Origin of the sequence: Marinobacter sp. R17 (genome assembly GCF_003789045.1) — a bacterium.
GTDB lineage: Bacteria > Pseudomonadota > Gammaproteobacteria > Pseudomonadales > Oleiphilaceae > Marinobacter_A > Marinobacter_A mangrovi.
On sequence record NZ_RHGZ01000002.1, the window covers coordinates 185,653 to 197,977 of the forward strand.

Here is a 12,325-nt window from a genome sequence, read left to right on the forward strand (position 1 = left end):
GCGACTCCTTCAGGATGACATGGCGCTTTCGGCGCGGTGCCGGCACTCCATGTATTCGCGATGGTTCAGGTGCAGCAGCTCGGCCACACGCCGAATCATGTGTTCTTCGTACTTGTCGATGCGACCGTCCGCAAAGGCGACGCGCCAGATATTCTCGAGTATCTCGGCCTTGCCTGCCTGGTCCAGATTGGCGTTGAGCTTTTCCGTGAACTCATAGAGTGACGTGGCGTCTTCGGCGTCAGCACGGGCGTTGGCCAGGATCGTGGTGGCCTCTTCCCGGGTGATGGACTGGGTGCGGATGGCGCAGTCGATGATGGTGTCCCTCTCGGACTGGTCTTCCGACTGGTCGACCCGTGACAGCTGGACCATCAGCGCGGTGGCGGCGATGGCCAGCTGCCGGGGATCGTTTTGCTCCGGGACGGTGTTGTCTTCTCCGGAGAACAGCTTCTTCAGTACATCGATCATCTCAGGCTGCCTGGGCTATCTGCCGAACCCGTTGTTCCAGCTCAACCTGGTCGGCAGCGAATTTACGGATACCTTCGGCCAGTTTCTCCGTGGCCATGGCGTCTTCGTTCATCAGCCAGCGAAACGCGTTCTCGTCCAGGCTGATGCGTGACTCCACCTTACCTGTTGTCTCCGGTGACAGCCTACGCGGCAGTTCACCTGTGTCATTCTGAAGGGCCTCGAGCAGGGCCGGGCTGATAGTCAGCCGGTCGCAGCCTGACAGATGCTCGATTTCACCGGTGTTGCGGAAGCTTGCGCCCATCACGACGGTGTCGTAGCCATGGCCTTTGAAGTAATTATAGATCCGGGAGACGGACAGGACGCCAGGATCTTCGTGCGGCTCGTAGCTGCTGCGGCCGGATTGCTTCAGGTTCCAGTCCAGGATGCGGCCCACGAACGGGGAAATCAGGAACGCCCCGGCATCGGCGCAGGCAACGGCCTGGGCGAAGGAGAAGAGCAGCGTCAGGTTGCAGTGGATGCCTTCCTTTTCCAGGATTTCTGCGGCACGGATGCCTTCCCAGGTCGATGCGATTTTGATCAGTACGCGCTCGGTGGGCACGCCGATGCGGTCATACAGCTCGACCAGCCGGCGCGCCTTGCGAACCGTGCCTTCCGTGTCGAACGAGAGGCGGGCGTCCACTTCGGTGGAGACCACGCCCGGAATCAGCTCCAGGATCTTTTGACCGGCCAATACCGCCAGATAGTCCGTTGCCATGCCCAACTGATCGGAATCGGAGCCGGACTGCCCCTGCGCGAAGTTGATCGCGGCATCAAGCATGGGCCGATAGGCCGGCAGATCGGCTGCCTTCAGCAGCAGGGATGGATTGGTGGTGGCATCCACAGGCCGCCACTGGGCAATCGCGTCCAGATCGCCGGTATCGGCAACGACGGTGGTCATGGTCTTGAGCTGTTCGAGTTTACTCATGGGTGCAAATCGTCCTGATGCGCGTGGGTGGCGTGTAGACAATGGTGGCCGCCTGTCCTGCGGCCTACAGATCTACAATAGCGATCTGCCCACAAGGGAACAAGCGTTCTCCGCGCGCTTTACAGGGCTGTCATGAAAGGACGTTGGCCGACTCAGGCGGTGGCCGCTTCGACCACGGGCGACGTCTCGGGCACCTTGGCCATGGCCTGTTCGACAACCTCCAGGCCGGCACCGCGTTGATGGGCGTTTTCGCTCAGGTGGCGGCGGAACTGGCGTCCGCCCTTGCAGCCGTGGAACAGACCCATGATATGGCGGCTGATGTGGGTCAGGAAGACGCCGCGATCCAGCTCGGACTGGATATAGGGCAGCATGGCGCGCAGTACATCGTGGCGAGATGCGTGGGGCGCTGCGGTGCCAAACAGCTCCGGGTCCACCTGGGCCAGCAGCCACGGGTTCTGGTAGGCCTCGCGGCCCAGCATGACGCCGTCTACGTGCCGCAGGTGCTCGTGGCAGGCGTCCAGAGTCTTGATGCCACCGTTGATGATGATCTCGAGCTGGGGGTAGCGCTGTTTGAGCGCGTAGATCCAGTCGTACTTGAGCGGTGGAATGTCCCGGTTTTCCTTGGGGCTCAGGCCTTCCAGGATGGCGATGCGGGCGTGGGCGATAAACGTCTCACAACCCGCCTCGGCGACGGTCTCGACGAATTCACAGAGTTCATCGAACGATTCGCGGCCATCGATGCCGATCCGGTGTTTGACCGTGACGGGCAGGGACGTGGCTTCGCGCATCGCAGCAACGCCGTCCGCGACAACCCGGGGATGGCCCATCAGGCAGGCGCCGATCATGTTGTTCTGCACCCGGTCGCTGGGGCAGCCGACGTTCAGGTTGACTTCATCGAAGCCGTAATCTTCCGCCAGGCGGGCGCAGGTAGCCAGCTCCCCGGGGTTGCTGCCGCCCAGTTGCAGGGCCAGCGGGTATTCCGCCTCGTCGTGACGCAGGAAGCGGGCTGTGTCCCCGTGAATCAGTGCGCCGGTGGTCACCATTTCGGTATACAGCAGGGTGTGGCGCGAGATCAGCCGGGCAAAGTAGCGGTAAGCCGCGGTCGTCCAATCCATCATCGGCGCCACGCTGAAGCGGCGGCTCAGCGGCGCTGGCGTCGTCAGGATGTGGCTGCTTGTGGTCTGGATGGCTGACATGAAATGGACCTGTGCCGGTTCGGTTGCTTCGGGCGCCGGATTATACCGTGTTGGCGCGCCAATCTAAATTCCGCCAATCGCTGATGGGCGTTGACCCCATTCTGTACGTCAAACTGGTAAGCTCTGGATTTCAATAGGTTGGGCGCTAGGCTGCCTGGGATAGACAAGGAGCAACGTCGGTGGATGTACTGATTCAGGCCCTGGTGCCGGTGTTTGGTCTGATTCTGTTGGGCCAGTTCCTGCGCCGGATACAGTTCCCGGGCGACGGCTTCTGGCCGATGGCCGAGCGCTTTACCTATTACGTGCTGTTCCCGCCCATGCTGCTGTACAAGCTTGGCAGCGCTCACATTCCGGCCTCGGCCTACGGCGATGTGGCCCTGGTCGTGGTGGGTATGGGGCTGTCGATGACGCTGATCCTGGCGGTAATCCAGTGGTTTACCCGGTGGCCGGGTCCGGTGTTCAGCTCTGTCTACCAGGGGGCGATCCGGTTCAACACCTTTGTGGGGTTGGCCTCCGCCGGCCTTTTGATGGGGGACGATGGCCTGTCGCTGTTTGCTGTCGCGGTGGCCATCAACGTGCCCATGCTGAACCTGCTTTGCATCCTGATGTTCTCGGTGGTTGTCGGGCAGGGCCGGCCAAAACTGGCTTCAGTGTTCCGCACGATCGTCACCAATCCGTTGATCATCGGGTCTGTGTCGGGTGCCTTGTGGGGATATCTGGGGATTGGTTTCCATCCCGTGTTTGCGCGCTTCCTGGAGCCGCTGAGCAGTATGGGGTTGCCATTGGGGCTGTTGACGGTGGGTGCCGGCCTGCAACTGAAGGGGATGCGCAGTGCGTCCATGCCGTTCCTGGTGTCGACGGCGTTGAAGCTGGTGGCGTTTCCCTTCATTGCCGCCGGTCTGGCCTGGCTGGTCGGCGTGGAGGGCCTGCTGCTGCAGGTCGTGGTCTTGTTGGCGGCGCTGCCGACGGCCTCGTCCGCCTATATTCTGGCGCGCCAACTGGGCGGCGATGCCACCCTGATGGCGGGGATCATCAGTGGCCAGACGCTGCTGGCCATCTTCATCATGCCCTTAACGCTGGGCCTTCTCGGGTAGGCAGGAGAGCACCGAATCGGCCAGCGCCTGCTGGAAGTTCAGGTAGCCGTCCTGCGTCACGGGAACGTCAGAGCCCAGCGGATCCCAGGTGGTGATGGTGACATCCACATTCTGGGTCAGCCCATGCCACCAGTCCCGGTTGAATTGGGGCTCGGTAAGCAGGCAGGGGGTGTCAGCGGCCGCCAGCGTTTCCTGGACTTCACTCAGATGCCGGGCCCCCGGCGTTTGCTCCGGGGTGATGGTCAGGGCTTCTGCGACATGCAGCCCATAGTGCTCGGCAAAGCGTCGGAAGGCGTCGTGGTAGGTAAACAGGTCCACGCGATCCATGTCTGACAGCTGCGATTTGAGGTCGGCATCTTTCTGCTTTAACGCTTGCTCGAAAGCGCTCAGGCGTTGGTTGATGGTCTCGGCGTCGTCCGGGTCGATCGCGGTCAGACGGTCGCGAACGGTTTCGGCCATCGTGGCCGCGATGGTGGGATCGAGCCAGACATGCGGATCGACGCCGCCATGGTGATGATGCCCGTGCTCACCGTCATGCTCATGTTCGTCGTGGTCGCCGTCCTGTTCGTCGTCTTCGTGCAGGTGCTCGTGAGCGGCTTCGGCGATTTTTGGAGGCGTCAATGCCTGGACCCGGGGCGCGAGGGCCGGGTCGCTCATCAACTTTTCCAGGAAGGTTTCCATCTGCGGTCCGACCCACAGGATCAGATCGGCATTGGCCAGCGCGCGACGATCAGAAGGTCGCAGTTGGTAGGTATGCGGGCTGGCGCCGGCAGGAACCAGCGTGGTGATTTCAATGTTGTCCGGAGCAACGGCCCGGGTCAGCAGGCTCAGCGGATGGATGGTGGTGACGACACGCAGCGTATCAGCGGCGTGCGCGACCATTGGCTGAATGGCCAGTCCCAGTGTCAGGGCGCTGGCAAACAGGGTTTTGGAGTGGCGCATGGTGTAGGGCTCATTCGGTGAATTTTGTGCAATGTTATAATGTAACAAATCGGCTGTAAACGGCTTTATCGGTTCGGGACGGTAAGAGCGCGACCTCGCCATGCGTCTGCCGCGACTTGGCGCTATAATGCGCGACCTGAATTCATTCAAGCCGGGCGCTGTTTCCATCAGTGCCTGGCAGGTCCACAGGAACGCCTTTCATGACAGTTCGTACCCGTATTGCTCCTTCTCCCACCGGCGATCCGCACGTCGGTACCGCTTATGTTGCGCTGTTCAACCTGTGCTTCGCCCGTCAGCACGGCGGTCAGTTTATCCTGCGCATCGAAGATACCGATCAGGCGCGCAGCACGGCCGAATCCGAGCGCGATATTCTCAACGCACTGCGTTGGCTGGGGCTGGAATGGGATGAAGGACCGGACGTGGGCGGCCCTCATGGGCCTTATCGCCAATCCGAGCGCAGTCAGGATTACCGGGCCTACGCCGAGCAGCTGGTTGAGAAAGGCCATGCGTTCTACTGCTTCCGCACGCCGGAGGAGCTGGACCAGATCCGGGAGGAGCGTAAGGCGGCCGGTCAGAATCCGGGCATCAAGGGTGATCTGGAGCTGCCCGCCGACGAGGTTCGCGCGCGTCTGGACGCCGGCGAGCCGCACGTCATCCGGATGAAGGTGCCCGATGAAGGCGTGTGCGTTATCGATGACATGCTGCGCGGGCAGGTGGAAATCGACTGGGGCCAGGTGGATTGCCAGATCCTGCTCAAGTCCGATGGCATGCCCACCTATCACCTGGCCAACGTGGTGGACGATCACCTGATGGGCATTACCCACGTCCTGCGGGGCGAGGAGTGGATCAACTCGGCACCCAAGCACCAATTGCTGTACGAATACTTTGGCTGGGACATGCCGGTGCTGTGCCACCTTCCGCTGCTGCGTAACCCGGACAAGAGCAAACTGTCCAAGCGCAAGAACCCGACCAGCATCAACTTCTACGAGCGCATGGGTTTCCTGCCGGAAGCGGTGATCAACTACCTCGGCCGCATGGGCTGGTCCATGCCCGATGGCCGGGAGAAGTTCACGCTGCAGGAAATGATCGATCACTTTGACATCAACCGGGTTTCCCTGGGCGGTCCGGTGTTCGACGTGGAGAAGTTGCGCTGGTTGAATGGCCTGTGGCTGCGCGAGGATCTGGACGAAAACGCGTTTATCGAGCGCATGCAGTCATGGTGGTTTAACCGCGAAGCGCTGGAGGCCCTCGTCCCCCATATTCGCGGACGAGCCGAGGTATTCAGTGACGTGGCGCCCATGGCGGCGTTCATGTTCTCCGGCATGCTGAACCTCAAGCCGGAAGACTTTGCCCACAATAAGCTGGAAGAGGGCGATGTGAAGCGCGTCCTGCAGTTTGCACTGTGGCGTCTCGAAGCCCAGAGGCACTGGAGTAAGGACACCATCTTCGCGGATGTGAAAGGCCTTGCGAAAGCCATGGGTCTGAAGATGGGGGATTTCATGTTCCCGATCTTCGTCGCGATTGCCGGAACGCCCAATTCCTGGTCGGTGATGGATTCCATGGCGCTGCTGGGTCCGGACATGACCCGCTCGCGACTGCGTCACGCGCTTCAGGTGCTGGGTGGTTTCTCCAAGAAAGAAACCAAACGGGTGGAAAAAGAGTACGCCGCCCTGCTGGCCGAGTAGGGGAAAACCGAAGCTGAATCACCCCCTGGTCACTTTTTTCAAAGTTCCGATAAAAAAGTTTAAATCAGGGGGTTGACGGCATGAGGGGGCATCACTAGTATACGCATCCGTTGAGGGGCCATAGCTCAGCTGGGAGAGCGCAACACTGGCAGTGTTGAGGTCAGCGGTTCGATCCCGCTTGGCTCCACCAATTTTCTAGTCCCCTTCGTCTAGTGGCCTAGGACTCCGCCCTTTCACGGCGGCAACAGGGGTTCGAACCCCCTAGGGGACGCCACTTAAGAGAGCTGTTCACAAGACGGCTTTCGCCCTCGGTCCAAGCTGGCACACAGCAGCGACCGAGATAAAAAACCGCCTTTTTGGCGGTTTTTTTATGCCTGTTATTCCGGCATCGTCGGATGGGTTCGGCGGAGCTGAATTGCCCCCGCCCATCGCCGGCTTAACGCAGCGCTATGGCGCCTTTGCCCACCCCTTCGAAGGCCTTGACCTGAATGTCGTCATTAGGAAACTGCTGCTTGCAGGCGTCCGCCAGATAGGCGGCCAGCAGTTCGACTGTGGTGTCCGTATCAATCAGGCAAACCCGATCGGCAGGCAGGGTGAGGCTGAACTCCCCCTGGTTGGCTTCGTAGGCGAACGTCAGGTAGCTGACGTCGTCTTCCACGAAACGGGCCGTCACGTCCTCTTCGGTGCCTACATAGATGTCCTGCCAGCGTTTGGCCCAGGCCCGTTCCAGAGCCTGGTCACGGGCGCCGTTGCGCTGGATCTGGATGCGGGAGCGGTGGCCATGGGCAATGCGCTGACAATTGCCCAGGTGCTTCTTGAGGCCATGAACGTAGTGGTAATAGGGGCCTTCGATCACTTCTTCACGCAGGTTGACCTCGATTCCGGTCACGTTCCCTGGCAGAACCGCGCGCAGTTCGTCCTGCAGCAGCTTTGAGACAGCGGAGGGAACCACCCGTTCACCGGGCAGCGGCAGGACAGCTTCGATTGGTGAGCCGTGGGTGATGACGCTGCCATCCGCGACCGGCCACTCCAGCTCGACGCGATCACCATGTTCGCGAAGCTGGGCGCCGGCGCGATCGGCCGGCACCACCAGGCGGTGGTCCACGCGCTCATCGATCACCTGCTTGATGGTCCGCTTCACCGAGCCGAAATCAAACACCATGCCCTGTTCGTCCAGCTCACCGGCCAGAACGATATCGACAATCCAGCTTTCACCCACCAGCCCACGGTCGTGGTCCAGGTAGGCGAAATCAATCACGGTGAGGTTGTCGACGAAAAGGTGGTTCATGGAGCGAATAATTCCCGGTTGCGCTTGTAGGTTGGTGCGATTCTAGCAAAAATCCGCCTGTTCCAGTGAGTGTTTAGCCGGCACAGGGCAAAGGGAGAGAGGATGACCAGCGATTCCGGATACGGGGCCATTGTACTGGCTGCGGGGGCGTCCCGGCGTATGGGGCGGCCCAAGGCGGCGCTGAGCTACTGCGGAAAGTCCTTACTGTCCCATGCCATTGATCACGCCCGCAGCCTGTCGGGCGGTCCGGTCTACGCCGTGGTTGGAGGCGACTATCCCCTGGTCCGCTTTCGGTGTGCCTCCCAGCCTGATCGCTGGCTGTTCAACCATGACTGGCCTACGGGAATGGCATCCTCGTTGCGGGCGGGCCTGGATGCCATGCCCGTAATGACCCGCGGCGTTTATGTTCTGCTGGTGGATCAGCCGGAGATCACGCCGGGTTTCTGGGAGGCGTTCAGGGAGACGGTGGTGCGGTCTGCGGGCCGGCGCCCGGTTGCGGCCGATCTGGGCGGATTTTCCGGCGCTCCGGCCTTTCTGCCGCGCGCACTCTGGCCGGAGCTGATGCAGCTATCCGGCGATGCCGGCGCCGGCGCGGTGCTGCGCCGGCGCGAGACCCTGCGGGTTCCCGCTCCCGGCGCCGATCGGGATGTCGACACGCCGGCAGACATGCAGCGTTTGCGAGGCGTCCAGACATCAGAACGATCCAAACAGCCCTGACAGCCAGGCGATACCGACCGTAAAGATGCTCAGGCTCACCGCCAGGCCGATGGTGTAGACCCGCGAGGCAGACGCGCGCTGCTGGCGCACATAGAGGTCGATCGTACGTTGGGCGATATCCTCGGCGGTTTCCCGGGAGATATCGTGTGCCTGCTGGATGGCTTCGGATTGCAGCGTCTGCCAGAACTCGGTGTCGATGGTCTGCACGCTGGTGATGTGATCCTTCAGCTCGGCCATATGGTCCGCGGTAAAGCCGCCGGACGACTGGATGGACGACTTCAGGTCGGCCAGTTCACGTGCCAGCGACAGGTTGACCTCGGCGACGATCTCCTCCTTCAGCCCTTGGGTGCGGGCGTCGAAGTCTTCGCGGAACGCGGTCAACTGTTGGGTCAGGGCGTCGTTCTTGCGGCGCTCGTCATCGTCCAGTACCCGCTTGATGTGATCGTGCTGCTCGTCAAACAGGCTGCTCAGCAGTTCATGCAGGCGGTTGTTGATGTGGGTCTTGACCGCAGAACGGGCAATCTGCTCAATCAGATCGCTGGTCAAGGGCACCACTTGCGAGCCGCCGTTCATCTCCCGCGGAGGTGTCTCCGTGGATCCGCTTGTGCTGTCCGTTTCGCCTTTGGGCGCGAGTTCCAGGGAGGCGTTCTCCGGCAGTTCCAATGGCTCGTCGTCGATGTCCAGTACGGTGTCGTCCAGGGCATCGGGCTCGGGCGGTTGGGGCAGGGTGTTGTTGGTAACGTCGCTGGAGAGCTGATCGAGCAGGGCGTTCAGGCCATCGTGATGGGGTGGCTTGGTCAGGATATTGTAGACGCCGAAGTTACGGGCCTCTTCCATGAAATTGGCCGACTTCTTGGACGTGCACATGATGATGGGTATGTTGGCCGTATCGGGATTGCCCTTGATGGCCTTGGTGGCCTCCACGCCGTTCATGCCCGGCATCAGGTGGTCCATGAAAATTACGTCGGGCCGGTTGTCGCTGTTGAGGAAATCCAGGGCCTCTTCTGCGGAGCCGGCCATGTTGACCTGCATTTCCCGGTTCTCGAGCAGCTTGCTCAGTGCAAAGCGAGCGACCTTTGAGTCATCCACCAGCAGTGCATTCTTGATTGCCATGATACAACCTCAATCTCGCGTCTTGATCCCGGGCCGTGCCGGCGGTCCATGCCGGTGATGCGTAGCCCGTCCGATTACCAGCCTTCGAGCGGCGGACATTGCGTCGCCCGATAACTCTTTTCTCGATAGCAGACCCCGGGCTCGCTGGTCCGGGCGCTAAAAATCTCGCCTTCCGGGGTGGTCAGTTTGGCCTGGCCGTAGGGCTCTCCGTAGCGGAACGTGCCCTCGATGGCGCTGCCGTTGGGGTTCATCAGCGTGCCTTTGCCATGGAATTCACCTTCCATGTATTGACCGACGTATTTCTTGCCGTCGGCGAAGATCTCATTGCCTTCGCCGTTGAACTCCCCATTGGAGAAGCCGCCCTCGTAGTGATGTCCGTTAGGGTAGGTCAGCGTCCCTTCACCGTGGAACTGGCCGTCCTTGAAGCCGCCGACGTACAGCGTGCCATCCGCGCCGGTCAGTGAGCCATGGCCGTTGAGCTTGCCGTCGCTCCACTGGCCGGTGAGGACGTCCCCATTGGCCCGGGTCAGCGTGCCCTGGCCGTTGAACTGGTCGTCCTCGAAATGACCGGTGTAGGTGGCGCCGTCCGGTGCGCGATAGGTGCCTTCGCCGGCACGTTCGCCTGCTTTCCAATCACCCTCATAACGGCTGCCGTCCGGATAGAGGGCGACCCCTTCGCCATCGAACTGGGCGTCGACAAAGTGGCCATGATACTGCAGGCCGTCGTTGCCCTCATAGGCCCCGTCGCCGGTGCGCACGCCGCCGACCCATTGACCGTCGTGGTAATTGACCTGGGTGTAGGCCACCAGGTTGCCGCGCAGGGTCAGGTCATCGCCGGCGGCTACCCGGATGGTTTCGGACCAGGGCTTGTAGCCGGGCTTGCTGATGACAACCCGGTAATCGCCAGGATCCAGTTCGAGATCCAGGCGCGTCGAGCCATAGGGTTTGCCGTTGATTTCAACGGCGTCACCCAACACGTTGGAGCGGAGTGTGAGCTGGGCGGTTGTCGGCTTGGGTGTTGGCTTCGGCGCTGCCGGTTGAGGTTTCGGGTTAGCCGGTTCCGCCATCGCCAGTTGTGTATTTGCCTGGACATCGGATTCCGCGGATGGAGCGGCTTCGGTTGCCGGTACCGGATCAATCGTGAACGGTGTGGCTGACGCCGTGTTCTCACCGGAGGGTTCGTCGCTGTCCGTCGGCTTCTGCTCGGCGGCGCTGTCAGCGGTCGTGGCCGCCGGATCCGGGGCGGACGACGTGTCTGCAAAGACGCTCTCGTTAGCCGAAACGGGTTTGGGCGTGTCGGTATCCCGATCCGGTGCTTTTACAGGAGACGGTGCCTGGTGTTCGGATAGCTCGCCAGCCAGTTGCGGCGGCATATGACCTGCATCCTGCTGGATGGAGGCGAAACCGGCGGTCACCAGCAGCATGAGTGCCAGCGCATTGAGAAACAGCAGCGGCCTGTAATCGACCATGAACTACCTCGATTGGACGCATGATGGATAGTGCCGAAGGCGCACAGGCAGGACGCACCGCTCGAGATGCGACCTGAACGTCCATACTAGCGGTTCGTCAGGTCGCCAGGTAACAGAAAGTGACGGGAGTTAACGAGTTTGCCGCACGTTTCACACTTTGCCCGGAATCGCGTCACCCTCTGGGGCGTCTGCGGCCGGAGCTTCAGGCTGGCGCTGCTCCCAGGCGCGCATGTAAACGTCGGCTTCGTACTCGTAGGGGGAGCGGAAGGGCGTCAGGACAAAGTCGAAGATCAGGAAGAAAAAGCCCACCGATAGCCAGGCTACGACGATCGTCTGCGTGGTGTTCGCCTGCATCTCCGGGTTGGCGGCCACAAAAGCCTGCAGATCCGGCAGGATATTGGTCACCATCACCACCGGATTGAAGCTGGCCATCACCAGCGGTACCCAGAACGCGATAAATACCGGAAAGAAGCCGAACGACCAGAGCACCCGGCGCAGGGTGTACATCAACAGGGCGCTCCAGAATCGTTGGCGCAGTTCCGGTACCTTGCGCAGTTGCTTGAGGTAGCGCTTGCGCTCGACCCAGTACGGAGCCAATTCGGCACTGCCGGGCTCCGGCGGCGTGGCGGGCGATTCGGCGGCCCGGGGCTCTTCCTGCGTCGGTGTCGTTCCGACGGCGGTCGTCCGGGGCTTTTCCGCCTTTTCCTCGTGGATCTGGAGCTGGGTCAATGGGGCTGTCATGCGTTTGTTGATGTCCTGTGGTCACGCCTTGATAGAGAGTAACTAATTCAACCATTAACTGCACCCTGGTTCCTTTACAGGTGCTTCATGAACGATAGTGCGTGTTACCCTACAGGAGATGACTGGTGGGTGCCCGTCAGGCGCCATGGATAGATCGCAGGGTGAGACGCTATGACTGAAAGTATTCGTCGGGTGGCGCTGGTGGCGCACGATAACAAGAAGGTGGACCTGATTGACTGGGTGGGCCGCAACCGTGACCTGCTCGCCCACTGTGAGCTACTCACCACCGGCACCACCGGCAAGCTGGTCTCCGAACGCACCGGCCTGGACGTGGAGCGGTTACAGAGTGGCCCGCTTGGTGGTGACCAGCAGATTGGCGCCCGTATTGCCGAGGGGAAAGTGGACTTGCTGATTTTCTTCTGGGACCCCCTGGAACCCATGTCGCACGACCCGGACATCAAGGCGTTGCTGAGGATTGCAACCCTGTGGAATATCCCGATAGCCTGCAACGAAAGTTCGGCGGATTTTATGGTGTCGTCGCCCTGTTTCAAGCAATACACGCGCCGCAAGCCTGATTTCTCGATATACCAGAGCCGGACTGTCGCCGGCACAGATGCCTGATGGCGACCGCAACACATTCTATTCAGGATA

General features: G+C 61.2%; 12 protein-coding genes and 2 tRNA genes. 6 read left to right on the forward strand and 8 right to left on the reverse strand.

All coding sequences use genetic code 11. The features are described 5' to 3' along the window. Positions 1–9 precede the first annotated feature (9 nt). The 3 genes from EB809_RS02845 to dusA form a co-directional block, all read right to left on the reverse strand. On the reverse strand, positions 10–465 hold the full coding sequence (locus EB809_RS02845) for a TerB family tellurite resistance protein (protein WP_123633294.1): 456 nt from the start codon (positions 463–465) through the stop codon (positions 10–12). 1 nt (position 466) lies between these two features. Next, entirely contained in the window at positions 467–1,429 is a 963-nt protein-coding gene (tal, locus tag EB809_RS02850; protein WP_123633295.1) for a transaldolase, read from the reverse strand. Between the two features lie 152 nt (positions 1,430–1,581). Further along, the gene (dusA, locus tag EB809_RS02855) at positions 1,582–2,625 is read right to left on the reverse strand and encodes a tRNA dihydrouridine(20/20a) synthase DusA (RefSeq protein ID WP_123633296.1); all 1,044 of its coding nucleotides are present in this window, start codon (positions 2,623–2,625) and stop codon (positions 1,582–1,584) included. A gap of 179 nt (positions 2,626–2,804) precedes the next feature. On the opposite strand from dusA, the gene EB809_RS02860 reads away from it, so the two are divergent. Continuing rightward, complete coding sequence (locus tag EB809_RS02860) at positions 2,805–3,719, forward strand: AEC family transporter (protein ID WP_123633297.1); 915 nt, start codon at positions 2,805–2,807, stop codon at positions 3,717–3,719. On the opposite strand, the gene EB809_RS02865 is transcribed toward EB809_RS02860, so the two are convergent. Next, positions 3,696–4,661 (reverse strand): zinc ABC transporter substrate-binding protein, encoded by a 966-nt coding sequence (locus EB809_RS02865; RefSeq protein ID WP_123633298.1) that lies wholly within the window; start codon positions 4,659–4,661, stop codon positions 3,696–3,698. The genes EB809_RS02860 and EB809_RS02865 overlap by 24 nt on opposite strands. A 200-nt stretch (positions 4,662–4,861) precedes the next feature. Between EB809_RS02865 and gltX the strand changes: the two genes are divergently transcribed. The 3 genes from gltX to EB809_RS02880 all read left to right on the forward strand — a co-directional run bounded on the left by gltX (position 4,862) and on the right by EB809_RS02880 (position 6,620). Further along, positions 4,862–6,346, forward strand: a complete 1,485-nt coding sequence (gene gltX, locus EB809_RS02870; protein WP_123633299.1) for a glutamate--tRNA ligase — start codon at positions 4,862–4,864, stop codon at positions 6,344–6,346. Positions 6,347–6,460: 114 nt separating this feature from the next. Continuing rightward, positions 6,461–6,536, forward strand: a tRNA-Ala gene (locus tag EB809_RS02875). 8 nt (positions 6,537–6,544) lie between these two features. Next, positions 6,545–6,620 (forward strand) — tRNA-Glu (locus tag EB809_RS02880). Positions 6,621–6,782: 162 nt separating this feature from the next. Here EB809_RS02880 and EB809_RS02885 read toward each other — a convergent pair. Continuing rightward, complete coding sequence (locus tag EB809_RS02885) at positions 6,783–7,634, reverse strand: 6-pyruvoyl trahydropterin synthase family protein (RefSeq protein WP_123633300.1); 852 nt, start codon at positions 7,632–7,634, stop codon at positions 6,783–6,785. A 102-nt stretch (positions 7,635–7,736) separates the two neighbouring features. Here EB809_RS02885 and EB809_RS02890 point away from each other — a divergent pair, with 102 nt between their 5' ends. Next, positions 7,737–8,351, forward strand: coding sequence for an NTP transferase domain-containing protein (locus EB809_RS02890; protein ID WP_123633301.1), 615 nt, complete (start codon positions 7,737–7,739; stop codon positions 8,349–8,351). Here EB809_RS02890 and EB809_RS02895 read toward each other — a convergent pair. The 3 genes from EB809_RS02895 to EB809_RS02905 form a co-directional block, all read right to left on the reverse strand. After that, positions 8,328–9,464, reverse strand: a complete 1,137-nt coding sequence (locus EB809_RS02895; RefSeq protein WP_123633302.1) for a response regulator — start codon at positions 9,462–9,464, stop codon at positions 8,328–8,330. The two genes, EB809_RS02890 and EB809_RS02895, sit on opposite strands and share 24 nt — an antisense overlap. 74 nt (positions 9,465–9,538) lie before the next feature. Then, positions 9,539–10,933 carry a PEGA domain-containing protein gene (locus EB809_RS02900; RefSeq protein WP_123633303.1) on the reverse strand — a complete coding sequence of 465 codons (1,395 nt, stop codon included), beginning with the start codon at positions 10,931–10,933 and terminating at the stop codon, positions 9,539–9,541. Positions 10,934–11,083: 150 nt separating this feature from the next. Then, positions 11,084–11,674 carry a hypothetical protein gene (locus EB809_RS02905; RefSeq protein ID WP_123633304.1) on the reverse strand — a complete coding sequence of 197 codons (591 nt, stop codon included), beginning with the start codon at positions 11,672–11,674 and terminating at the stop codon, positions 11,084–11,086. 171 nt (positions 11,675–11,845) lie between these two features. Here EB809_RS02905 and EB809_RS02910 point away from each other — a divergent pair, with 171 nt between their 5' ends. Next, positions 11,846–12,295, forward strand: coding sequence for a methylglyoxal synthase (locus EB809_RS02910; protein WP_123633305.1), 450 nt, complete (start codon positions 11,846–11,848; stop codon positions 12,293–12,295). Positions 12,296–12,325: the final 30 nt, after the last annotated feature.

Bases quoted from the DNA above. Each gene is read 5' to 3' on its own strand.
- EB809_RS02900 (WP_123633303.1), bottom strand. From the start codon at position 10,933: ATGGTCGATTACAGGCCGCTGCTGTTTCTCAATGCGCTGGCACTCATG.
- EB809_RS02910 (WP_123633305.1), top strand. From the start codon at position 11,846: ATGACTGAAAGTATTCGTCGGGTGGCGCTGGTGGCGCACGATAACAAG.
- EB809_RS02895 (WP_123633302.1), bottom strand. From the start codon at position 9,464: ATGGCAATCAAGAATGCACTGCTGGTGGATGACTCAAAGGTCGCTCGC.
- tal (WP_123633295.1), bottom strand. From the start codon at position 1,429: ATGAGTAAACTCGAACAGCTCAAGACCATGACCACCGTCGTTGCCGAT.
- EB809_RS02845 (WP_123633294.1), bottom strand. From the start codon at position 465: ATGATCGATGTACTGAAGAAGCTGTTCTCCGGAGAAGACAACACCGTC.
- gltX (WP_123633299.1), top strand. From the start codon at position 4,862: ATGACAGTTCGTACCCGTATTGCTCCTTCTCCCACCGGCGATCCGCAC.
- EB809_RS02905 (WP_123633304.1), bottom strand. From the start codon at position 11,674: ATGACAGCCCCATTGACCCAGCTCCAGATCCACGAGGAAAAGGCGGAA.
- EB809_RS02890 (WP_123633301.1), top strand. From the start codon at position 7,737: ATGACCAGCGATTCCGGATACGGGGCCATTGTACTGGCTGCGGGGGCG.
- EB809_RS02865 (WP_123633298.1), bottom strand. From the start codon at position 4,661: ATGCGCCACTCCAAAACCCTGTTTGCCAGCGCCCTGACACTGGGACTG.
- dusA (WP_123633296.1), bottom strand. From the start codon at position 2,625: ATGTCAGCCATCCAGACCACAAGCAGCCACATCCTGACGACGCCAGCG.
- EB809_RS02885 (WP_123633300.1), bottom strand. From the start codon at position 7,634: ATGAACCACCTTTTCGTCGACAACCTCACCGTGATTGATTTCGCCTAC.